The organism is Paenibacillus sp. FSL H7-0357, from assembly GCF_000758525.1.
GTDB lineage: Bacteria > Bacillota > Bacilli > Paenibacillales > Paenibacillaceae > Paenibacillus_AQ.
In genome coordinates this window covers 811,896-835,690 of the sequence record NZ_CP009241.1, presented here as the reverse complement: position 1 = coordinate 835,690, position 23,795 = coordinate 811,896, and the positions used below count along the sequence as shown (strand labels likewise).

Sequence of the window (23,795 nt, the reverse complement as noted above, 5' to 3'; positions counted from 1 at the left end):
TCCTCTAAGCGAAAAGCAGCAGCTTCATCAGATACATGTAAAAGATTCCGCTCGCTCCGGCCAGTCCCATTCCCAGTATGACCGCTGCGTCAAGGAGATGCAGTTTTTTGCTTCGTCCATATTTTACCGCAAATCCAGCCGAGCAAGCTATGCCTGCTGCGATTCCCGCTGCAAGGAGGTTGGCGGCAAGCAGCCAGTGGCCCTGTACCGCACGGCTTTCGGAGAAAACGCCCAGCATAGTAACTACCGCCGTACCAAGAATAAGCGGAGCAATAAGATAGGCAGGAAGCCTGTGCCACAGGCGCATCCGCTGGGGTCCCGATTTTTTGCGTCTGCAAATGGCAATCACTCCCGCTATAAGACCCAGCAATGCGCCAGCCAGCGCTACTTTCCAAGCCAGTCCTCCCGCCCCTGCTTCCCAGGGATTCAGCTTAACAAACGCCTGGAAGGGCACTGTAGTATCCAGCACGACATATTTGCTCCCGCTTTCCCCTTCTTTAAGCACAAGATATTTATTGACCTTTTTATTGTAAAAAATCTGCTTGCCAATCTGTGTATATTGCCCGTTCAGCGCCTCACCCGCCGATTTCAGGGTAACCTCCCCTTGCTCACTGACGGTCACTCTTGGTGTAACCATCTGGTAACGCAGCTTGGAAACCCCCGGGCCCAGTCCCTCGCTAATCACCATGGCGTATGTACCCGCGTAGGCTTGAATGCTTGCAGCGGGTTCCGGCGCCTCCCCGGTTGATTCGGCCAGCGGCTGATCCAGACTTACTCCGAAAAAGGAGTAGAACTGTTCCTCAAAGGCATCCCGGAAGGTCCCGTCGTCTCCTTCGTATTGGGAGTTGCAGCCGATAAAAAACCCGAGTCCCTTGGACGGCATGATCGATATCAGACTGGAAAAAGCCTCCGTATCTCCGGGGTGAACCAGAATGGCAGGATTTTTGTAGTTTTGAAAAAAGCCGTAGGCATAACCGGGCAGCAGGGGATGCGCGGAATATTGCAGCGAGTGCATCTGCTTGGCGGTGTCTTGTTGTAAAATCGCGTTCTCCCCTTGGCCCCCACCCTGTAGATGGGCCAATACAAACTTACCCATATCGTCAGCGGTTGACCAGATAGAGCCAGCGGGGTAGGTCAAAACCTCCCCCTGCTTCATTTTGACAAACCCCTTATCGTAAGAATATCCCTGGGCCAATTGCTGGTTCAAACGCTCCGGGGTAAGATAGGTCAAGCTGTTGTCCATATGTAGAGGAGCAAAAATATGCTGGCGGATATAGTCATCGTAGGACAGGCCGCTTGCTCTTTCCACAATATATCCGGCGAGGGTGAAGCCTTCATTGCTATACTGCACCGCATCTCCCGGTGCCCTCACCAGCGGCGGCAGCAGCTTTTGCAGAGTCTGCTCCAGCGGAACCCGCTGCTCCGGCACCGTGTTCGACCAAGCCCCTTCGCGCTGTTCGGCATTGGCGAATCCCCCGGTATTGGTCAGCAAATGTTTCATGGTTAGCGGAGTTTTGTACGAGTTGTCTACTTGCAGCGAATCCGGCAAATACTGGTTCACATCCGCAGTTAAGTCCAGCTTCCCCTGCTCCGCCAGCTGCATGGCTGCTGTAGCCGTAAAAACCTTAGAGACCGAAGCGATGCTGAAGCGGGTCTTGAGCGGATCTACCAGCACCTTGCCCTCCACATCCGCATAACCGTAGCCCTTCTCCAGCAAGACAGCGCCATCCTTGACCACCGCCAAAGTTACGCCCGGCACATGGTACTTGTCCATCGCTGTCTTCATAAATTCATCGGTCTGCTGTTCAAAGCGCTCCCGTTCCGCGGAAGCGGCTGCTTCCTCATGCTGCTCCGGCGCGGTGGCCGCTGCAGACGATAGCGACTGCGCCTCCTTCGGCTGCACCTTCACCGCTTGTGCCTGCGTAGACTGCGGCTGCATCGCCACTGGTTGCGCCAAAATCGCCACCACCAGCCCTATTTTCATCCATAACCCTGTTCTCATGCTCCCACTCCTGTCTCTATTAACACCTTATAGGACCATGATACAGCGGCAACATGGAGAAAAAAGCGGTATAAATCTAAAGAAAAAATAAAGCCGCGCACAATACGCAATCCAGCGAATAACTACGATATTCAAAGAGGCCATGAGCTCTACTGACGTAGAAATTCATGGCCTTATCCATTTACGGAAAACTATACTATAATTGCCCAAGTATTGCCTAACGCAATCTTTCTAATTATAAAGCATCATGATATAATCGCAGAAGCAATAGAATAGGCTTAAAGGGTCGGTCGGCTACCTCTCTAAGAAGGGAGGGATGCCTTGTGACAGTGTTTGAAGCAATGATGATTATGCTAACCTTTGGTTCGCTTATCGTAGCGCTGCTGTCCAATAAACGCAAATAGACCGCCCCCTCGCAAAGGCATGCGGTCTATCTGTCGTATCCTGTTTGTTGAGGCCTACCGCCCTTAGAAGCGGCTATTGCATGGGGAGTCGTGTTGGTAGCACGGCTCTCTTTGCATTGTACGCTTGTTCTGCTTTTATTATAACATGGCAAGAGGGGATTTCAATCCACACTCACACTTTCCATGTGAAACGACGCCCCTCTTCTTACGCTTTCTTTTTCCATAATTAATCGATTGCTGTCCAAATGTCTAACGCAAGGGAGCGAATCGCAAGGTTCGTGTGATTTCTATATAATCTTAAAAGCCGGGCACAGTCCGGACTCCATAATAAAACACTTCCTGCAACCTCAAGCAAAGAAAGTCCAATAAACTGAGATTCGTAACTACCTTCCGACCCTATAACATCTACAATTTCTACTATGGTTTCTGGATTCCAGTAGCCTTTGCTGTCTTTTAAATTTTGTGCAACCTGCTTATAGGCATCGCCTAAACGATGTGGCTGATTTGAAATGCAATGAACTATTTTAGTTAGGTAAGCAACGGATTCCTGAACATTATTCCAATCTATTGAGGCTACATACAATTTCATTACAACCTGCTTTAAGGTCTCATCCGCTGCCAGACAGTCAATAATACCCATATACAGAGGCACAAGGTTTACGCGAGTGTTCTTTGGCAAAGAGGTCAGTTGGTCAGCAAATTTCAACAGACGTTGCCGATGAGGCAAATCTCTTTTGGTATTAGCATTCCATTCCTCAATAATTTCAACACTGGCCAAATCCTTAAACACACCAATTACCCTCTCATTGACCTTACCATCACGGCATGTTTCTGTCAGCGTGTTCATTGCAATATTCCATCTGGCGTTATCTTCTAAATCCAGAATAACCTTTGCAGCGGCAGCCGCAATGATTTCTTCATGTCCATTTGTCCAACGGATCATACTGTTCAAAGCATATCTTCCAACATCCGGATCTGTATGACCGGCAATTGTAATGATTAATTCTAAATACCGGGATCTATAGTTTACCGGAAGTTCTTGGGGCTGTTGCCAAAGTACACTTTTCGCAATATCACTTTGTGATGAAGTGGCCATGTTGCTTAGAATCTTCCAGCCGCGTTCATCATCTAAAAGCTGTCTCGCTGCATGCCCTATGGCAATGATTACGTCCTTATGTGCATTAGGCTTTTCAAACTCGTTCATCAATAGCGGAATGCTGTCACTGCTTCTATAAGCACCCAGTAACCGGATGGCCTCTTTTCTGACAGTGATTTTAAGTTTGTCCCGGTTTAACAGTTCTTTAAGTATTGAAGTCAATACAGCCGGATTCACTCTACGAATGCATCTGGGTATCGAGTACATGGCTACACGGGCTCTGTCGCCATCTAAATTCTCCAGTAGAACGGGAAGTGCCTTTTCGGGTTCTTCCAACAATGAAAGTGCATAAAGTGCAGCTTCTACTACAGCTACTTCCTTATCTTTTAAATACTTTACCAGCTTATCCGGACTGACATCAGGCATTCTTGCCATTAGCTTTATAGCTGTTGAACGTTCATAAAAACTGCGTTTGGCATCTGACGCAATGCTTTCTATTGAGGCTCTAAAAGATTGTTGCTGACGTGGCAGCCACCTATGGAACCCATCCGTAGCCGGCACAACATAAATGGTTTTCCCCGTTAAGAACCTGCCCTTAATAACCTCACCCGAAATAAATGGACCTAGCCATTCTTGACGTTTTAGATGCAGATGCAGGAACACTTCGTTTACGGTAATAAACGACTTATCCAGGGTTAATAATTCTCTGACTCTCTCATCCCGTGTGTTAGGAGGTGCAAGCCAATGTCTTGCCGCCCGTACTGCGATAGAAGCTGTTTTCTCCTTTGCCGCATCGCTTAGTAAATTTTGAAGTTTGGAGATACCAAAGCCTCTTTTGCCAAACGAGTTCGCCAGGCTGATCACCAAATTGTAGTCTTCTCTTCGATTTGCCGCCACAGCTAGCGGATAAACCACATCAAATATTCGCTCTTCTATACCCCGGGGTATATTTTCCTGGAAGGATGGAAGTGTAAGCTGTCCGCTCTGCTTGGCTAATTTTACAATCGTGCTTAAAGCGAACTTAAAGATCTCACCTCCGGGATTTACTGCATTAAACCGCATAATCACAAATGCTAATTCCTGAGTAGCATACCTTGTAGCATAGGAAGTATCTCTAGCCTCAATAACACTATCAACGAGTAAAGTAAGTTCCTTTACATTCTCATCCGTAAACATAGATGCCGGGCTGTTTGCAAGCTCTCTAATCACTGCAGAGCGTACAGGATCCTGATCATTTTTGATGCGGCCTAAATACACCAAAGTCTCATCCATACCTTGCCTTGAGAGCGCAGTGCTTTTAACCAGCTGCACAAGTGCCATTGCGCGTTCGTCTGCATTAGAGGCATATGCCGCTTTTTCAAGCAGCTCTCTTGAATGATGAATAGAACGGCAAGCCGTAATCCTAATCGTTTTGTCCCGGCTATCATATATTTCACGCAGACCAAGCATTCGGGTTGCTTCCTTGTCGCGCAATATATGCGGTAACTGATACAGTAATGTCTCTGGAAAAATGCGCTCTTTACGCTTGTCCTCTTCATAGACCGACTCAAAAATCACTTTACGCTTTGAAGGAGCCATACACTCAAGCAATTTCGCTATATGTATGGGGGTATCTGCAAGCAGCTTGGCTAATTCAATCCATTGATCTATGGAAAAATATTTTTTCCTTCTTAAGACGCCATCCGGCACACCATGAGAGATCAGATCACTTCGTGACTCCTTCCGGGTTAGCAGCATATACACTGCTTCAGGATGGATTCGGACTAAAGTACCCAGATGTTTTTTAAGCACAGGATGGATGACACCCATGGGTCCATGATTCATGGCACATTCGAGAATTAGATCCGGCTTTACATTGCATAAAGCTTCGATAGCTGATGAAAATCTCCACCACACATATCCCTTTTCCCTAAGGGGGGTGCCTTCTAACGTTGTTTTAAAATACTCCGCAACGGCATCAAGATGACGGCTGGCTAATTTTTTCCAGTTCACAACGATATATCCAATCTCTATAAGCCATTTACTGACCGTTTCCTTAGAACATGCAGGCAGCAGAATAGAGGCCTCCTCCGCCCCCCACCGGGCATACACAACAGGCAGTAAACGCTCCGCCAATTCTTGACGATGAATAAATGAAATACTGCGCAGTACTTTGCGGCGGCAATCATGGGATAGCTCCGGGAGTTCACGTTCAATATCAATATCTGAAGCCACTTTGGCTAAAAGACCGGCTGCCTGATTTCTAATAGTAGCCATAGGATGCTTTAACGCTGACACAATAATCTTTGCATCCTGTGTGGCAATAGCCCCCATTAAGGCTAGCTGTGCCTCATAGACACCGCCTTTCAGTAATGAAGCGAGCAATTTTGAATATTGGGTCGATCCATGATTTTCACGGCCTAGAGTGGCAATTTTATGGATTCTGTCTGAATAGCCTAGTGAGTCTAATTCTTTAAGCAAACTTTTTTTATCCATTGGACCTTTATTAAAAATCATAAGTCCCCTCCTTCACCTGTTGTTGTTCCATCCAAACTTTATTCTATATATATCTATCCATACCCTTTAAAAAAATCTCATACCATGCTTTCTATTGCATCGGCAAAAATTCATTAGATTATTTCATCTATAATGTATCCTTTTATTGACAATATGTAACTAGGTCGTTACAATGATAATGTAATTGGTTGATTACATATAGGAAGGAGTTCATTACATTGGTTAATAATCGTATTAAAGTTTTGAGAGCTGAACGAGACTGGACACAGGCTGATTTGGCAGAACATGTCGGGATTTCACGACAAGCAGTTATATCCATTGAAAAATATAAATATACACCTTCGTTGGAGTTGGCTTTCAAAATTGCCAAAGCATTTAATGTATCTATCAATGAAGTATTTGTACTTGAGGAGGATGAAAAATAATGATTTATCAATTCGTAATGTTAGTGGTGTTGGTCGTATTAGGTATATGCACTATTGCCCTTCCATGCTTCCAAGCTGTAAAAGTGAAAGAATATAGAAATGATGAACGTTGGCAATTGGTTCAGAATAAGGCGAACCACGTGGCAATGCACTACTATAGTGCACTTGGCTTTGCAATTTGCATTGGAATTATTATAACAACAATCTTCGATATTCAATTTAGTATTGGTCTTGATAGAGTGTTGCAATATTCGTTAATTGCAATTTTTTTGCGAAATGCAATTGAATTATTTTCCTTACGCCACTTTGATAAAGTTTTATAAGCTTTACAAACACAGTTAATACGAGGCCTTATTCGCAGACAAACTCCTTTGTTCCTAATGGAACTCAGGAGTTTGTCTTGTCCAAAAAGCTAGGCCCTGCGCATAAGCGAACGGCGCCCCGCCCAGATGTAAACAGCAGAGGTTACGGCCACAATGAGAATGAACGGGATCACATCCAGCCGGGGCGACAAAGCCGTCCCCCTGGGATACATTGCGTAATAGGCCGTTGTAGAAGGAAACCAGGCGCCGATCGAAGCATGAAGCCCGGTAAGCACAATGTTGGCTATCACGATCGAAGCCGATAAAATCAAGGAGGAAACAAACGACTTCAAGCGCATGGACACCCATAACTGCAGCGCCGCAAACGGCAGTATAGCCAGCCATCCCCCAACCGTACCGATGATCAATTCGGTAAAATCCAAATCGTTCCCCAATTGAAGCAGTTCTCCCGCGAGCAGATAGGATCCGGCAAAAAGCAGTTGAATCAACCCCATCAGCAGCATCAGCGTTCCCAATTTGGCATAATAGACACGGGAACGGGGAATGGGCAGACAAAACAGTTGCTTCCAGCCCCCGTTTGTATGCTCATAACGGCAGATAAAAGAAGCTAGTACCCCGGCATAAAGCGGATAAAAAAACAAACCGTGAAAGCTGGCCATATGCAGATAAAAGGTTTTCCATCCGCGCTCAAAAAAACCGACAAAATTTTCCGAATTTAAACTATTCATTCCGAGCATCACAGTTCCCAGCGCACCGAGGAGGAACAGGATGAAGATGACGGGATACTGCAGCTTCATTCGTTCGGCTTTCATCAAATTTTCCATAATCACACCCCTGTTAATTAAAATTGTTTGTTTTTAAAATGCAGGGCCCCGGCGGCTAGCAGCACCGTTCCCAGGCCTGCACTGATGCCAATCCACCTCTCGGGATGTGCCATGAACGGACTGGACATCGTCGGATAGGCCCATGGCCACAGCCAGGTCCACAATGCTGCTCCGCTGTCCCGCGCTATGAATAGGCCAGAAACAGCGCCCAGGAAGCCGATGGACATCGGAATGGCCGGGTTCGAGAATTGGACAGACAGCCACATCTGCAGCCCCAGCACCGCAGTTGATGCGAGAAAGCTGTACATAATTTGCTTGATTAGAAGCTGGAACGGCAGCGGTTCGGAAGTGTAGCAAATCCAGAGCAGGGTCAGGCCGGCAATAATCAGCAAGGCCGTACACAACAGCAGAAAAAGAACCCACAGCGCCTTGGCCCAATAAAGAACAGAGCGGGAAACAGGCAGGGTCAGCAGCTGCTTCCAACTATTGGATTCGTGTTCCAAACCGGCAATCATACCCGTGAGTAACGCGGTATTTAGCAGCAATACGAAACCTAGAAACATATACATCACATTAAATACGCTGTATACCCCTGCCGGGCCTTTGAAATAGAGATACCATTCCAGCGACATAAATGCGATGAACAGCCCGGCGCTGATAACCGGCAGCCAGCGGGCCGCAGGTTTGAGCCTCATGCCTTCGGCCCGCAAGGCCCGCCACATCATAAGCTGACTCCTTTTCCGGTCAACTCCATGAACAGCTCTTCCAGCGATTTGCTGCTTTCCCGTACATTCATAATCCCGTAAGGGCCCAGCAGTTTGAACAATTCTGCCTGCGACATACTGACATTCTCTGCTGAAATTGACAGCATATTGCCTTCCCGCTCCACGGCAAATCCTTGCAGCATTAGCGTGCGAAGCGCTTCCTCCGGGCGCTCCACTGCAAATCCCATGACTTTGCCCCTGCGCCGCTCCAGCATTTCCAGTGCTCCCTGATAGACGAGTTTGCCGCTGCTGATAATCCCGATCTCATCTGCAATCGTATCCACCTCGCTCAGCAGATGACTGGACAGCATGATCGTCATTCCCTGATCATGGGCCAGTGACAGCATCAGATGCCGTATTTCTTGAATACCGGCCGGATCCAGGCCGTTGGTCGGCTCATCCAGAATCAGCAGCTGCGGATCCCGCAGCAAGGCTGCTGCTATGCCGAGCCGCTGCTTCATACCGAGGGAATATCCGCTCACTTTACGGTTTGCACTTGACGTCAGCCGCACAATTTCCAGCACCTCACCGATGCGCCGGTCAGGCAGCTTCAGCAGTGTGCTTAGTATTTTCAAATTTTTGTACCCGGTCAAATGCCCGTAATAGGATGGGTTCTCTACTAATGAGCCTACCTTGCGTAAAATCTCCTGACTGTTGCCCGGCATCTCTTGTCCAAAAATACGGATCGTCCCGCTATCTGCCCGGAGCAAACCCAGCAGCATTTTGATCGTTGTAGTTTTCCCTGCACCGTTCGGCCCTAGAAAACCGTATATTTTCCCCTCGGGAACCTCCAGGTTTACCTCATTCACCGACACTTGCTCGCCGAAGCGGCGGGTCAGCCCTTTTGTCTCCACTATAAGTTGTGGCATCTCCTGTCACCTCATATCTTTGATATAGGGACAATAATAGGCGCTGGAAGTAGCAGCAGGGTAAAGAAAAGTAAAAATTACGTAAAAAAACAGGCCAACACCACAAAAAAGTGGATGTCCGGCCTGCATTCAATAAAGAAAAAAAAGTGTGATTTGCGTTCCTTGCTGCGGTTTGCTATGTACAGCCATTTTGCCGCCATGCCTTGTTACAAACCCCTTTGCCAGCGCCATGCCCAGGCCGGAGCCCGCCAATCTGGCCCGCGCCGACAGCATATTGTCCTCCGTTGCGTTTAGCCGCTCTAGCGCCGCCGCATCGATTCCCGTCCCATTGTCGCGAATCTCAACCGTCAGTCCATACTGATCCCAGCGTAGCCCGGTTTCAATATGGCACCCCGCGGGATTGTGAACCACGGCATTCCACAGCAAATTGTGCAGCGCCCGCCGAATCATGCGTTGATCGATATCAAGGCATTTCTCCCCGTCCGTATTGAAGGCAAAGGTATGCTGTGCAGCCAGCGGATGATCAGCGACATCGGTAACGATCTGCCTGATAAATCCTGCCATCTCCGTAGATTCCCGCGAGAGCGGAACCTCGCTGCCGTCCAGTTGATAGAAAGCATTCATATCTTCAATAAGCTGCTCTACCTGGATCGTCTTTTGTTCCATTAAGGAGCCGAACTGGATTATTTCCGCAGTAGACCACGCATATTGATCAGCGGCTGCAATCATGGAGCTGTAACCGCGAATATAGGCCAACGGGGTTTTCAGATCATGCCGCACGCCCGCAATCCAGCTTTTGCGCTTCTCATCCAATTCATGTCTTTCTTTCTCCGTTCGCTGCAGTGCAAGGGTCAACGTGGACAACTGTCCGATTATTTCTTTAAAGAGAGCATAGGGCAGCGTGAGCTGATTTCCGGGAATGGGGCGGCCGAGCCAATTGCTCCGCGGAGGCTCGGCATAGTGACCTTTTGCCAGCAGCTTCAGCCAGGTCAGCATATAAAAAATCGATTTCGTCAGGCTCCACAGATAGAAGACAAGCGCAGCCAAGCACACGATCAGGAAACTCCAGATTTGAAACTGTATGTACTCAATTCCCTTCAGCCATGGAACCATTTGCCGCATAAAAATAAAAAGGATAAACAGAACAAGCCAGGCGGCGATAACACCTATACCCAGGGCAAGCAAAAAAAGCAGCAGCCGCAAGCCAACACGAACGATCCCTTTCATATTTGACCAGTCGGTACGGGGTTCGGAATAAATTTGTAGCCTAACCCACGGAAATTGACAATGTAACGAGGCTGCTTCGGGTCCTGCTCTATTTTGTTTCTGATTTTGGAAATATAAATAACAACCGTTTTCTCATCGCCCAGCTGCATTTCACCCCAGACCTGTTCATAGAGCTGGGCCGTTGTGAATAGGCGGCTCGGATGCTCGGCAAAAAACAGCAGCAGCGCAAACTCCTTAGCCGTACAGTGAAGCTGCTGGCCGCGTACCGTCAGCCCGCCGGTATCCTTGCTGATTTCAAAATCAGCGAAAGTGTAACAGGCAGATGGAGCCTCCTGCTGATACAGTCTTCTTCTGGCAAGCTGGGCTTTGATCCGGGCCACCACCTCCAGAGAGTTGAACGGCTTGGTAATATAATCGTCCCCGCCCATCGCAAATCCGGTCAGCTTGTCATAATCGGCAGCCCGCGAAGTCAGGAATAAGATCGGGGCGTTTGTTTTTTTGCGCAGCTCCAGACACAGCTCGAAGCCGTTACAGTCCGGGAGCATCACATCCAGTAAAATTATATCCGGTTCCCGGCTGTCCATCAGGCTCATCGCCTCCGCCCCGGTAGAAGCGGTAAGGACGGAAGAATACCCTTCCCTGGACAGCAGCAGTTCCAGCATGCAGGCAATTCCTGCTTCATCTTCTATAATCAATATCGCATCGTTCATCGCCATTCCCCTCCATTTTCCATCCTATTATACTTCAAAATGGAAATGGTATCTTCCGAGTGTGTCAAACCCGCCTGGAATTGGGCTCAGGCCTTCAAGTTCGGCAGGCCCTTGAAGCAAACGGAGGATTTCCGGACAATAAGCTTGGGCGGGATAATGATCTTGACCGGATCGCTCTGCAAGCCTCCGATCCTGTCCAGCATTTGCCGGGCCGCCTCAACGCCCCATTGGTCATGAAAGACCGATACTGTGGTCAGCTTAGGCTCCACCGTTTCCGTCTCCAGAATATTGTCAAAGCCCACAATGGCCATATGCTCGCCCGGGATAAAACCTTGGAGCCGCAAGCCGATGGTGACGCCAAGGGCAATAATATCATTATGGCAGAAGCAGGCCGTCGGCGGGTTCTCCAGCTGTAGCACCTCCTGAATGGCGCGGATTCCTCCCTCACGGTTCAGTGGTGTAGGTATAATGAGCTTGGGGTCCACTTCCAGGCCGTATTCCTGCAGGGCGCTGCAGTAGCCGTCTATCCGTTCCTGGTAGGCTGTATTGCCGGGAAGCATACCACCGATATAGGCGATCCGCCGGTGTCCCTGCTCTACCAGATGCCGGACAGCCAATTGGGAGCCTAGTCTGTAATCCGTTCCCACATAATCCGCGCCGGAGCCCGCTACCTCCCGCCCCATGAGAAGCGCCGGTATTTGCAGGGCGCGCAGCTTGTTGAACAGAGTCGGCTGGGTGTCGACCACCGGAGTCAGAATAATCCCGCATACCCGGTGCTCCAGCATCGTTTCCAGCACCCGTTCCTGCTTCTCCCGGGATTCGGAGGACATGCCCAGCAGGAAAGTAAACTGCTGTTCATAGAGCATATCCTCGACCTTCGTAAGCATCTGATGATAGAAGGGGTTTTCAAAATCAGTGATCACGATTCCCACCGTGGAAGAGCTTTGGGAGCGGAAGCTCGCCGCCACCCTGTCATACACATAGCCGAGCTTTTCGATGGATTCTATTACTTTCTTGTGGGTGCTGGGCTTAATAGACTTGCTTCCTCTGACGACCAGCGATGCTGTCGCCCGGGAAACCCCGGCATCATCGGCCACATCCTGAAGGGTAACCCGCTTGTCCCGCGAAGCCAAACCGCATTCCTCCTTTTTCCGTACGATTCATTTCCTTTATCCGGATAAATTTACAATAGTATAGCATACATTTCAAACAGATAATATTTAGTATTGACAGGCTCACAGGCACCTGCTACGATTATCCCCAGTAAACTTATATGCATTTAAGATTATCATTTCCGGACGGAACAAAATTTTTTTCTCGCAAAATTAGATCGATATAATTTTACGGGAAAAGGACGGTTTCGGCAAGAATTATTCCCCGGAAAGCTGCAGAAGGTTCCATGTTGTCTGGTTATCCGGTTGTTACGGTGAAAGGGGTTTTGCCATGATCGAAATCAAAGAGTTATACAAATCCTTCGGGGACAAGCCTGTACTCTCGGGCATTAATGTAACCATCGGGGACGGAGATATTTATGGTCTTGTAGGTATAAGCGGCGCCGGGAAGTCCACCCTGCTGCGCTGCATCAACGGGCTGGAAACCTTCGAACAGGGGACCCTGCGGGTGAACGGTACGGACATCAGCAGGCTGCGTGGTGCCGAACTCCGCAAGTTCCGCAGCGGTATCGGCATGATCTTCCAGCAGTTTTCCCTGTTGGAGCGGAAGACTGTTTATGAAAATATCATGTTTCCGATGAAGTGTTACAACTACAAGAAAGCTGAGGCTGATGCGCGTATTCACGAGCTTCTGCGGCTGGTGGAGCTGTCGGACAAAATCCACTCCCGGCCCAACCAGCTTTCAGGGGGCCAGAAGCAACGGGTAGCCATTGCCAGAGCCCTGGCCATGAATCCGAAGATTCTGCTGTGTGACGAAGCCACCAGCGCCCTGGATCCCAATATTACAAAATCCATCCTGGCGCTTTTGAAGAAAATCAATCAGGAGTTGGGCATTACCATCGTGATTGTGACCCACCAGATGGAGGTAGTGAAGGAGGTCTGCACCGATATGGCTCTCTTGAGCAAGGGGGAACTGAAGATATCGGGTTCCGTGCAGGATATTTTCCTGGGCCGCTCTGAGGTGCTGGACGAGCTTCTCGGGTTGCCCGGTACGGGGCAGCCGGAAGACAAGGTAGTGTTCGAGATCGTACAGCGGCCAGGTCGGAATGATCTGCTGTCACGGTTCGCCACAGCTACGGGAATCCGTTTCGAGGTTGTATGGGGCGGGCTTGACCGGTATGCGGAGAGCATCGCAGGAGCCTTTACCCTTGCGGTGGACAAGGACGACTTCCCCAAGGCACAGACTTTTCTTGAGGATACGAGTACAGAATGGAGGAGAGTGTAATTTACCAGTACGATTTCCAGACCATTTTGGACCGCATCATTTTGCCCGGCTTGCGCGAAACGCTTATCATGCTGGGCGGCACAGTCGTCACCTGCACCTTCTTCGGCTTTGTGCTGGCGCTTATCCTTATTACCACCGATGTGAACGGGCTCAGACCCAACCGGCTGGTGTACGAAACCATAAGCGCCATTATCAACGTGCTCCGCTCCGTGCCCTTTATCATTCTTATTATTACCATCATTCCGCTGACTCGGCTTGTGGTGGGCACGACCATCGGAACCACGGCGGCTATTTTTTCCATAACCATTGTGGGCTCTCCGCTTATCGCCAGACTTCTGGAGGGCTGCTTCAAGGAAGTTAATCCCAGCCTGATCGAGGCGGCCAAATCCTTTGGTGCCTCTGATTGGCAAATTACATTCCATGTCATTGTAAGTGAATCCATTCCGTCCATCGTATCCCATCTGACTTTAGGGTATGTTTCCCTGCTGGGCTTTACGGCCATGGCCGGCACAGTCGGCGCTGGAGGACTGGGAGCGGTGGCGCTGACCTACGGCTACCAGAACTTCAACGATACCATCATGTACAGCACTGTGGTCATTCTCATTATTATCGTGCAGTTCATCCAGTTCGGCGGCAATTTTCTTTATCGAAAGCTAAAGTAAGCTTTTATTCCAAACCAATCCCAAGAAAAGAGGTATGCTTTTATGAAAAAAATGTCCTTCACCGCTCTGTCGCTGGTCATCGTCCTTGCCCTGTCGGTGTTGGCGGGCTGCGGCAAAAGCGCCTCCGGTGACCAGTCCAAACAAATCGTCATCGGAGTTATCGCCCGTGAGCAGCCGGATATCGATTACGTGGCCGAAAAGCTGAAGACCGAAGGCTATGACATTGAGGTGAAGGTGTTTAACGACAACATCGCGCTGAACAATGCCACAGCGGAAGGCGAAATTGACGCCAACTACTTTCAGAATGAGAAGTACCTGACCAGCTTCAACCAAAGCAATGGTACGAACCTGATTACCTATGGTCCTAATATCTATACGACTCCTGTGGTTTTTGTATCTAAAAAACACAAAAGCTTAGACAGCCTTCCGGAAGGTGCCAAAATCGGCATCGCCAACGATTCCGCCAACCGGGCCCGGGAACTGCAGCTGCTTGCCACCAACGGCCTGATCAAGCTCCGTGAGGGTGTAGATCTGCCAACCCTGCTGGATATTACAGAAAATAAGAAAAAGCTCAATTTCGTAGAAATTGATCCCCGGAGCCGGGTAGGCGCATTTGCTGATCTGGATGCCATGACCGCTCCCTCCATTACCGTGTATCAAATGAAAGATCCCGAGGTCACCATCGATACGGCGCTGCTTCAGGAAACCCCAGAGGTTTACAAGCAGTACGGGGGTATCGTTCTCGCTATCAATAAAGACACGGAAGAACAAAACAAGGAATGGCTGGATAAGGTTGTGAACATTCTGTCCTCCAAGGAGTATGCGGAATGGCTGCTAGAAACCTATAGCGGTGTGAAAAAGCCTTACAACTCATAATCCGGCACTACTAAAATCTTATATATAAAAGGAGAACTGATCCAAATGGCAACTGTAATCGTTTTGGCAAACACATCCCTGAATGAGGCTCACAAAAAACGTTTTGTAGAGGAAATCGGCACCGCCGTAACGGAATCACTGCAGCTTCCGCCCCAGCTGAAATCCATCACCCTGCAGGAGTTTCCGCGCAGCAACAGCACGCCGAAGGATTACGAGGAGATTACCTTCTTCGTGTACACAGCCCCGGGCAAACCTGTGGAAGCCAAGCGTGCCCTTGTCCGCAACATCCAGCTTACAGCGGAGCGGGTACTGGCCGGAGTGAACGTGAAGACCATCGTCATTATTAAGGAACACGGAGATGAAAATGTGGGCGTAGGCGGCCAGCTGCGGCTGGACCAGGTCCAGGCTTAAGGAGCGGCGCTATGAAAACAATGCAAATCGGCAGTAGTGGAATCGAGGCTTCGGTCCTGACTCTGGGCGCTTTTGGCATGGGCGGGGGCTTCCAGTTCCCGGACACGGACGATGGGGAATCCATCCGGGCCATCCATGCGGCACTGGATGCAGGCATCAACTGCATCGATACGGCGCCCGTGTACGGCTTCGGCCACAGTGAGGAAATCGTTGGACAAGCTATCAAGGGAAGACGCGACAAGGTGATCCTGTCTACCAAATGCGGGCTGTGGTGGGGTGATGAGGAAGGCAGCTACCGCTTCACCTGGGAGGGGCGCCGGGTCAAGCGCAACCTTAGCCCCCGTGTCATCCGCATTGAAGTAGAGGAGAGCCTGAAGCGGCTGGGTACAGATTACATCGATATTTACTATACTCATAACCCGGCCATGGAGCCGTTCCTGACGCCTATTGAGGAAACCATCGGTACCTTGATGGAGCTGAAGAAGGAAGGGAAAATACGGGCCATCGGTGCATCAAACTGCGAACCCCATCATATTCAAAGCTATATCGGGCACGGGGAAATTTCCATTGTACAGAAGAAATACAACATGTTGTCCAGAGAGGCGGAGGCGGATGTGCTGCCTCTGTGCAAGGACAATGGCATCAGCTTCCATGCGTATTCCCCGTTGGCCCAGGGTCTTCTTAGCGGGCACATCGGCAAGGATTACCAACTGCCCCAGGACGATCCCCGGCACAATGACCGCTGGTGGCAAGGAGAAGCTTTCCTGCTGGCCGTTGATTTCGCCCGGGAGCTCGAGGGATTTGCGCTGGAATTCGGCATCTCCACCAGCTCTCTGGCAGTGGCATATTTGCGGGCCAAGCATGAGCATGTGAATGTAATTCTGGGCATCCGCAAGGAACGCCACCTGCATGAAAATCTGGCCGGAGCAGACTTCCGTTTCCCGGACGGTGCTATAGAGGAAATCGACCGCCGGCTTAACCGGCTGCATCTTACGGCTGCCGGGCAGGGCCGATGAAGCCAAGCTCTATGGAGATGAAGAGCAGCCAGGAACTGGACTGGCACATTTCTCAGTTTCTTGAGGCAAACCAGGAAGCCATGATCAAGGATGCCAAAGGGCTCATCCGCATCAACAGCGAAGGCCTGGCTTACAATCCCGGAAGCTCCCAGCCCTTCGGCGAAGGCTGCAGCTCTGTCCTGGACGAAGCCATCCGGCTCATGCAGCGGGAGAAGCTGGAAGTGACGGACTTTGACGGCTACGGTGTCAAAGGGGAATTGGCAGCTTCGGAGCGGGGAAGCATCGGATTTTTCGCCCATCTGGACGTGGTGCCGGAGGGCGGGGACTGGAGCTTCCCGGCTTACGAGCCCTTTGTACGGGATGGCTACCTATTTGGACGTGGGGCCATGGATAATAAAGCGGCGGCTGTGGCGGCGCTTTATGTGCTGAAATTTTTTGCTGACAGCAAGCTGCCCCTCCAGCACGGGCTGTATCTGTTTCTCGGCTGCAATGAGGAAAACGGCATGCGCGATATCCGTCACTTCCTGTCCCGGCATGAGCCTCCTCTGTTCGGGATTGTGCCTGACGCCTATTTTCCCCTGTGCTTTGCCGAAAAGGGAATGCTGCGTGCCGATTTCGAAGGTGAAGTGGCAGACGGCAACCTGCTGGCCTTTAGCGGCGGGACCGAATATAATGTGGTTCCCGCAGCCGCCTCGGCAATCTTGCAGGACGTGGACCCGGATCATGCAAGACAGGTGCTGCCCGGTTCCTTCACGGTTGAGGCTCTGCCGGAGGGCATCCGCATTACGGCATCGGGAAAAGCGGGACATGCCGCCTTTCCCGATGGCACGGACAATGCTGCCGTGAAGCTGGCAGCCGCTCTTGCCGCCCATGGGCTGGTTCGGGGCAGCCGGACGCAGCGGGCGCTGGCTTTCGTGCAGGAATGCTTCGCCAGTCCTTACGGGCATGGCTTGGGCATCGCCTTCCGTGACCTGTCGGGAGAAGCCACAGTCAATGCGGCCGTCCATATGGAAAACGGCAGGCTTCGCCTGTTATGCGACATCCGCTACGGGGTTACCCAGGAGAAAAGCGGTATACAGCAGTTGCTGGAAGAGGCGGCCGCCCGTTACGGTATGCGGCTGACCCGCACGGAGGATAGTCCGCCGCATTATATCGCCCCGGATGATCCCATTGCGGCGGCCCTATGTGATCTGGCCAACCGGGAGCTGGGCACCAACCAGCCCACTTATGCCATGGGCGGCATTACCCACGCCAGATGGCTGCCACGGGCAGCAGCCTTCGGCCCTCTGCGCCGGGACAAGCCCTCCCCTTTTCCTGCCGGAAGAGGAGGAGGTCACCAGCCGGACGAGGCCATGTATTTGGAGACCATATGGGAGGCCTTCCAGATTTATGTTAAGGCGGTTCTTGTGATAGACAAGCTGTTAAGCGGGGAGAAAGAACAAAATTAACAGAGTGAAGCACCGGCCTGAAAGGCCGGTGCTTCCTGTTGTCTCCACTGGCATGGAACCCGATTGGAGAAGCTTTTTATCATTTTACATATTCTTCTTTTAAAATACTGTATATCTCTAAATCGATGATTCCTTTACCTGCCCATAGTGTCGCTTGTCTTAATGTTCCTTCTTTGATGAAGCCATTCTTCAATAATACCTTCTTTGAAGTCTCATTTAGTGGCATCACTTCAGCTTGAATTCTGTTGACGTTGACATCCATAAACAAAAAATCGATTAATATTTTTAACGCTTCGCTAGCAATACCTTTGCCCCAATGTGCTTCCGATAAAAAGTAGCCAATCGTCACAGCATTTACCTTTTGATTAAAGTCGGCAGCTTCAATAATTCCAAGCAACCGATCGGGTTCAGGGCTGGCGAATACCCCCCATTTAACCCTTGACCTTTTATTATAATCTCTCTCAAAATGGCCAATCATATTTTTTACAGTATCTTTATTGTGTTTGGGTATTATGCCACAGTATTCAAATACTTTGTCATTGTTATAGATTTCAAAAACTTCCTCAAGATGATGATCTTCAATCTTCTTCAATACGAAATTATCTGACTTCAGGCTAGGAAACTGCTCATAAACTGCTTCAATGTTCATTCCGTCACCGCTCCAAATCTTCTTTTTAATTGATAAATCTCTAAACTCCAGCTCTTTTAAGAATGAATTTTTGGCTATTAACCCTTTTACCCTCTCTATCGTATTAATCCCTTTGGGTACGCCACCGTTTCTATGAAGTAATATCCACCTAAGACAAGCCAACGCCTCAAAAACTTCAAACTCATTCTGCTGAATATCATTATCTAACAGATAAGCGGAACGAAACACATGTGCATATCGCTCTGAGATGTATATTTTTTGTAGAGTAAGTGACCACGCAAAATCATATCTGGAATCCCCTAATTGTCCGTTCGTCCAATCAATTACGGTGTATCGGTCATTTTCCTCTAGAATATTTCCTAAATGGAAATCACCATGAATGATCCGATCCAGCTTGATTTGACTGATATGCACAAGAGAAATTAATGCGCTATTCAAGTCATCCTGTTCCCTTACTCCAGGAAAAAAATAATCAATGAAATCGTACTTGGGAAGATGTATATTTCCAATCTCTTCTACATGAATTTGATGTATCCTTGATAATATATTCGCAATATCAATCATTTTCTTTTCATTCAGTTCATTAACCGGCATCCCGTCAAAGGTAGTCAACAGCACCTTATCTGCATTTGGATTTACCCCCCAGCCCAATGGCTTAGAGACTGATAATCCTCTTTCAAAAAGGGCATTCAATAAATGAAATTGAAAACTAACATCAGGTCTTGAGCTCTTATTCCATACTTTCAATACAAAGCTCTCTTTATCTGAACTTATCTTCATAACTTCAGCTTCAAAGCCATGATCCATTACATGTGTGGTTAAGGTCTCTTCTTGCTTTAATAATTCATCCATATTTTCATTTTTTTCTACCCAATCCACGATCCCTATAGGAGATCCCAATCATCATCTTCCTTCCATATGGTTATTTAAATTCTCTTCTTGACCGGTATATATAAATCCACTTTACATTTCCCTTCCTTATCCTTAGCAGGATCATTCATACAGAATTCGAGGCATGGCCTATCGTCGGCATCATACTCACTGTCCGGTAACCATAGACTGAATACATTTTGATAGGCGAGAACAAATTTATCGATTGTGTCGTAGTATGGATATACAGCATACATTCCACCGGATAGTGTTTTGAATTCCACATGTTTTGTATGTCCGGATCTCTCGAATCCACTTGGTAATGTGACACAAGCATCGTATCGGCAAGCAAATTCTTCTACGAGATTTCCATCATCCAACGATATTCCGATAAAATAATGATTGTTCGGAGTAAGTCCCTGCCAGCTTGCCCAACGTCCCAACTTGTCCCATGCAACATGAGTATCCAAGTAACTCCCGACATGCCTAACATATGCCACTTCATATTCAGGAAGTTCTTTGATTGTGATCACGTTTTCCCACGCCCTCTTCAGAATGTGATTTCTCCCAATCCCATTGTAAGCCTCAAGCTGAGAGAACTCTTCTTGCTTATTGCTGAAGTGTAATGAAATATTGCTATTCTCCCTTACACTATTTCTAACGTCCCTTGGGGTCTTGCCATAGTGCTTCTTAAAGAGCGCATTGAAGGTGGACACCGATTCGAAACCGCATTGATTTGAAATTTCTAGAATAGTCTTATTAGTTTCAGCCAAAAGATAAACAGCCTTTTGTAAACGCTCTTGATTTACAAACGCAACTGGAGTCACACCGACTATAGAGGTAAATATTCTTGTAAAATGATATTTCGAAAAATTTGAAACGCCAGCCAATATATCGAGAGTGAGTTTTTGATTGCTATTTTCCTTAATGTATTTAATTACGTTATCAATTCTATTCAAATAGTCATTATTCATCTATCAATTCCCCAATATCTATGTATTTATTGTTTACTAAAATTATACATTATTTGCATCCATTATAAGCGCTTATAAATAAGTACGGGTGAACGGGTCTATTGCAGCAAAAAGCTCAAGCACCGGGCATATAGCCGCAGGCTTGAGCTTTTTAACTGTTTTAATTCCTTCAATCAATTTCCTGTTCCTGTACAGACTTTATTACCACCAGTTTTCGTAACTTTTTGTATAAACACATAGGTGCTCTCATTTGACAACTCATCCACAAATTCGAAATCAAACCCGGTAAACCCTTTGATATCCTCCACGCACCTGATTTGCCGCTCAGCCATGAAGCGTACCATTTCACCTCGGGCCATCTTGACCAGGGTTGATTTTTCGATCACCTTACCACCGATGTGCTGCCCGAATACACAAGTAACCATTCGAACATCTCTGCCCAGATAAGGGGAAATGCATTTGCTGTATTCCTTAGAGGCTAAATTCAGAATGCAGCCGCTCTCCGCAAGAAGCTGATCGGCCAGTTTTCTGCCCCAAAATCCATAAATCGAACTGAAGCCCGGTCCGGCCAGCTTGGCCTGCATTTCCAGTCTGTATGGAACAACCCCGTCAAACGGCCGGAGTATCCCGTAGAACCCCGACAAGATCCGTAAATGCTGCTGAAGATACTCCAGCTCCTCCGTTTGTAGCACCCCCGGTGCCATGTATTGGTACTGAATCCCTTCGTAGGCGAAGAGAGCAGGTACCAAATTGCGGGTTAAATCCATATTCTCAATCCGCTGGGCATTCAGCGTGGTGATAGCATCATTGCATTTCCATAGGGATTTTGCTTCTTCATAGTTCAGCTTTTTTAATGTGGCCAGTAGAATTTCCGACTCGTTTATAAATTGCGGCATCTGGCGGCTAGTGAATACATCCGTGTCCGGCTTCATCTTTTTGGCAGGCGAAATAATAATTCTCATGTTGCTCCCTTTTCTTGCCCCGTGGGGAAAATAAATGTACCCTTATCCTATCACAATTCACTCTCATAGGGCCCGATCATTGAGTTTACAGCAGAAATAATGTTCACCGAAACGGTACCCTCCCTACTATTTATAAGCACTGGTGAACCGCTGCATTGCAGCAAAAAGCTCAAGCATCGGCATATAGCCGCAGGCTTGAGCTTTTTGAATGTTATTTATTCGCCAATAGTTGAGATAATCGTGTCATACGGAGCTAACTCCAACGTTTGTTGCCCATACTCCATATCAATCGTAGTACTTTGAAGCTGATCACTATTGTTAATCACAACCAGCATTTTACTTTCCGGATAATAGGCACACTCTGTAAATAAGTTATCCGTAATGTACTTCATTTCATGTAACTCATTGCCCGCATAGCGGATCAGATTCAGCAGCAATCTTGTATTCGCAAAGCTGAACTCGAACGAAGGAAGGTAGATCCCCTTGCCTTTACCGAAGGCATGAGTAGACAGTGTGATCCTGCCACCCGTTTCATCCATTACCGCAGCTGACCCGTCGGTAAGATAAATGCTATTCTTGGGTGTTATGCTGGCCCCTTCAGGCACCAAGCTGTACTCGTCCCGAGTCTCATAAGTCCATTTTCCATGAGCAATCCTGGAGCCGGTATCCTCATCCAGACCTAGAACATGTGCCATTCTGAAGTAGCTGTCATAGCCATCGACCGCCGAAGGCTGGTTAATCCCGATAAAAGCACCGCCCTCATACACCCATTTGGTCAGTATATCCACACACTTGTTGTCCTTCCAGTAGTCCCCGCCGCTCCAGGCAGATCCGGCAGAGCCGGCATTGATCACGACATCACAATCCTGCAGTACGCCCTGACGGATATCCTCAAAATCAATGAACTGCACATCAACCGGCAATCCGGATAAAGCCTCATTAATATGAATCAAATCATGCATATACGTTTCATGGAAATGGCCGGACAATGTCCACGATCTTAATTTACCCCAAGCGTGCAGAATGGCTACTCTCGTCTTTATTTGATAAGGTTTGCCTTGTTGATGCAGCTCTTTAATTTGTCTAAATTCGTTGGCAATCTTTTCGATGTAATCGCAGAAATCCGGGTAAGGCTCTACCAGATGTAAATACCCGCCCAGTCCGATCCGGTCAATAGGCTCCCGCAGGAGCGCGCGCCGGATGTTGATCCAGTACTTTTTGGCATCCAGCGTGGGGTCGCCGCCCTCCATAAAGGTAGGAAGTCCGCCTAGCCCAACCGGAAAAAGATACGGATGCAGCCGGATCTCATGCGTATCTACTTTTACACCTGAGCACAGCCGTGCCTCATAACCCGAGAACACGCATTTAATCATCCCGTCAAAGCCAAACTCCTGAAAGCGTTCATTGTAAGGCTCGACGCCAACCCAGCTATCATCATAGAAGACATACGCTAGTTTGTCGTGCCGATGTACAATGTCAATTAATTGCTTGCCATATCCGATTACAAAATCATTGATAAAGGCCATCCAGTCGAGCTTGCGCTGCTCAGCCGGGATGTGACTGACGCGATATTTGCCGCCATTCACAAAATCCTCGGCAGTCAGCGAATATCCATATCTCTTGGCGAACAGATCAAGCGCTCTTGAACTTACCGTGAAATCGTATGAACCCCAGTCCGAGAACAGATGGCGGTTGCGCTCACTGCTGCCCCAGATCCAGGCGAAATTATAAAAAAGCGAAGTAAACCGGACAACCGTTGTTTCCTTATGCTGTACACACCAGTTTTCCATCCAGTCCAGCAGATACTTTTGCGTTTCCGGATAGATGGGATCAATCTGCATCAAATGCTCTTTATCCCAGTTATTCGTCGTATGATTGTACATGGAGATCTCTTCCCAGATCCGGTAAGCCATGAAGCTGACCGTGTATTTATGCCACGGAGCAATTCCGGTAAGGACTATATTTCCCGATTCCCGATCATAATTCCACTGTTCTCTCGGAACTTCCTCCCCGGTCGTCCGGTCTACAACCTGCCAATATTTAAATGCCTCTTTGGAATCATTCACTCTGAATTGTTCAGCAAAAAAATCCTCCATCAGATAGATGGATACATAATCTTGTACAGCCACCTTTGGATTCGTAATTAAAAAACACTGCTGCAGCTTATCCGGATTTTGCGACGCCCACACATTATGTTCCCTAATGATACAGATTGTAGAGTAGATACCGTATCCTGCATTTATAATCTCATCGGACAATTGCGTGCCGTCACTGTCACGGATGACATCGGCACCCCACCGTTCAGCGAGTTTCAGGGTCAGCGCCTCATAACCGGATTCTCCCGGCAGGGTAAAGGCTCCCTTGGTTAGATTGGACAACCTGGTTCCCTC

21 protein-coding genes and 1 pseudogene are annotated in these 23,795 nt (G+C 48.4%); 9 read left to right on the top strand and 13 right to left on the bottom strand.

The features are described 5' to 3' along the window. Positions 1-4: 4 nt before the first annotated feature. Complete coding sequence (locus H70357_RS34145; RefSeq protein WP_052091802.1) at positions 5-2,002, bottom strand: serine hydrolase domain-containing protein; 1,998 nt, start codon at positions 2,000-2,002, stop codon at positions 5-7. 323 nt (positions 2,003-2,325) lie between these two features. On the opposite strand from H70357_RS34145, the gene H70357_RS37015 reads away from it, so the two are divergent. After that, positions 2,326-2,406, top strand: a complete 81-nt coding sequence (locus tag H70357_RS37015) for a putative holin-like toxin (RefSeq protein WP_368665125.1) — start codon at positions 2,326-2,328, stop codon at positions 2,404-2,406. A 226-nt stretch (positions 2,407-2,632) separates the two neighbouring features. Here the strand turns inward: H70357_RS37015 and H70357_RS03710 are convergent, their stop codons facing one another. Continuing rightward, positions 2,633-5,998 (bottom strand): HEAT repeat domain-containing protein, encoded by a 3,366-nt coding sequence (locus tag H70357_RS03710; RefSeq protein WP_038585913.1) that lies wholly within the window; start codon positions 5,996-5,998, stop codon positions 2,633-2,635. Positions 5,999-6,216: 218 nt separating this feature from the next. On the opposite strand from H70357_RS03710, the gene H70357_RS03705 reads away from it, so the two are divergent. Continuing rightward, entirely contained in the window at positions 6,217-6,423 is a 207-nt protein-coding gene (locus H70357_RS03705) for a helix-turn-helix transcriptional regulator (RefSeq protein WP_038585910.1), read from the top strand. Then, complete coding sequence (locus tag H70357_RS03700) at positions 6,423-6,746, top strand: DUF2178 domain-containing protein (protein WP_038585908.1); 324 nt, start codon at positions 6,423-6,425, stop codon at positions 6,744-6,746. Before H70357_RS03705 ends, H70357_RS03700 begins: the two co-directional genes overlap by 1 nt. Positions 6,747-6,835: 89 nt before the next feature. Here H70357_RS03700 and H70357_RS03695 read toward each other — a convergent pair whose 3' ends face one another. From H70357_RS03695 to H70357_RS03670, 6 genes are all read right to left on the bottom strand, one after another. Continuing rightward, a complete protein-coding gene (locus H70357_RS03695) occupies positions 6,836-7,570 on the bottom strand; it encodes an ABC transporter permease (protein ID WP_038585906.1) in 735 nt (244 codons plus the stop codon). A 17-nt stretch (positions 7,571-7,587) separates the two neighbouring features. Beyond that, the gene (locus H70357_RS03690; RefSeq protein WP_038585904.1) at positions 7,588-8,295 is read right to left on the bottom strand and encodes an ABC transporter permease; all 708 of its coding nucleotides are present in this window, start codon (positions 8,293-8,295) and stop codon (positions 7,588-7,590) included. Beyond that, entirely contained in the window at positions 8,292-9,203 is a 912-nt protein-coding gene (locus tag H70357_RS03685; RefSeq protein ID WP_038585902.1) for an ABC transporter ATP-binding protein, read from the bottom strand. Before H70357_RS03685 ends, H70357_RS03690 begins: the two co-directional genes overlap by 4 nt. Before the next feature lie 129 nt (positions 9,204-9,332). After that, on the bottom strand, positions 9,333-10,430 hold the full coding sequence (locus tag H70357_RS03680; RefSeq protein ID WP_038585900.1) for a sensor histidine kinase: 1,098 nt from the start codon (positions 10,428-10,430) through the stop codon (positions 9,333-9,335). Further along, positions 10,427-11,140, bottom strand: coding sequence for a response regulator transcription factor (locus H70357_RS03675; protein ID WP_038585898.1), 714 nt, complete (start codon positions 11,138-11,140; stop codon positions 10,427-10,429). The genes H70357_RS03680 and H70357_RS03675 overlap by 4 nt, the downstream gene beginning before the upstream one ends. 86 nt (positions 11,141-11,226) lie before the next feature. Then, a complete protein-coding gene (locus H70357_RS03670) occupies positions 11,227-12,273 on the bottom strand; it encodes a LacI family DNA-binding transcriptional regulator (protein WP_052091801.1) in 1,047 nt (348 codons plus the stop codon). A 310-nt stretch (positions 12,274-12,583) separates the two neighbouring features. On the opposite strand from H70357_RS03670, the gene H70357_RS03665 reads away from it, so the two are divergent. The 6 genes from H70357_RS03665 to H70357_RS03640 are packed head-to-tail and all read left to right on the top strand — an operon-like array spanning position 12,584 to position 17,950. Further along, a complete protein-coding gene (locus H70357_RS03665) occupies positions 12,584-13,537 on the top strand; it encodes a methionine ABC transporter ATP-binding protein (protein WP_038585895.1) in 954 nt (317 codons plus the stop codon). Further along, positions 13,522-14,199: a methionine ABC transporter permease gene (locus tag H70357_RS03660; protein ID WP_052091800.1), complete on the top strand. Its 678-nt coding sequence runs from the start codon at positions 13,522-13,524 to the stop codon at positions 14,197-14,199. Before H70357_RS03665 ends, H70357_RS03660 begins: the two co-directional genes overlap by 16 nt. Before the next feature lie 42 nt (positions 14,200-14,241). Next, complete coding sequence (locus H70357_RS03655) at positions 14,242-15,075, top strand: MetQ/NlpA family ABC transporter substrate-binding protein (protein ID WP_052091799.1); 834 nt, start codon at positions 14,242-14,244, stop codon at positions 15,073-15,075. A gap of 45 nt (positions 15,076-15,120) precedes the next feature. Next, positions 15,121-15,486, top strand: a complete 366-nt coding sequence (locus tag H70357_RS03650; RefSeq protein WP_038585893.1) for a tautomerase family protein — start codon at positions 15,121-15,123, stop codon at positions 15,484-15,486. A gap of 11 nt (positions 15,487-15,497) precedes the next feature. Continuing rightward, entirely contained in the window at positions 15,498-16,502 is a 1,005-nt protein-coding gene (locus H70357_RS03645) for an aldo/keto reductase (RefSeq protein ID WP_038585891.1), read from the top strand. Beyond that, positions 16,499-17,950: a Sapep family Mn(2+)-dependent dipeptidase gene (locus H70357_RS03640; RefSeq protein WP_081965670.1), complete on the top strand. Its 1,452-nt coding sequence runs from the start codon at positions 16,499-16,501 to the stop codon at positions 17,948-17,950. The genes H70357_RS03645 and H70357_RS03640 overlap by 4 nt, the downstream gene beginning before the upstream one ends. Before the next feature lie 79 nt (positions 17,951-18,029). Here the strand turns inward: H70357_RS03640 and H70357_RS03635 are convergent, their stop codons facing one another. From H70357_RS03635 to gnpA, 5 genes and pseudogenes are all read right to left on the bottom strand, one after another. Continuing rightward, the gene (locus tag H70357_RS03635) at positions 18,030-18,599 is read right to left on the bottom strand and encodes a GNAT family N-acetyltransferase (protein ID WP_038598536.1); all 570 of its coding nucleotides are present in this window, start codon (positions 18,597-18,599) and stop codon (positions 18,030-18,032) included. Between the two features lie 222 nt (positions 18,600-18,821). Further along, positions 18,822-19,406: pseudogene (locus H70357_RS36475) on the bottom strand (aminoglycoside phosphotransferase family protein); the annotation flags it as partial. A 119-nt stretch (positions 19,407-19,525) separates the two neighbouring features. After that, positions 19,526-20,443, bottom strand: coding sequence for an AraC family transcriptional regulator (locus H70357_RS03625; protein ID WP_038585889.1), 918 nt, complete (start codon positions 20,441-20,443; stop codon positions 19,526-19,528). Positions 20,444-20,616: 173 nt separating this feature from the next. Then, positions 20,617-21,405, bottom strand: a complete 789-nt coding sequence (yaaA, locus tag H70357_RS03620; RefSeq protein WP_038585886.1) for a peroxide stress protein YaaA — start codon at positions 21,403-21,405, stop codon at positions 20,617-20,619. A gap of 215 nt (positions 21,406-21,620) precedes the next feature. Further along, positions 21,621-23,783 carry a 1,3-beta-galactosyl-N-acetylhexosamine phosphorylase gene (gene gnpA, locus H70357_RS03615; protein ID WP_038585883.1) on the bottom strand — a complete coding sequence of 721 codons (2,163 nt, stop codon included), beginning with the start codon at positions 23,781-23,783 and terminating at the stop codon, positions 21,621-21,623. Between the last annotated feature and the right edge of the window lie 12 nt (positions 23,784-23,795).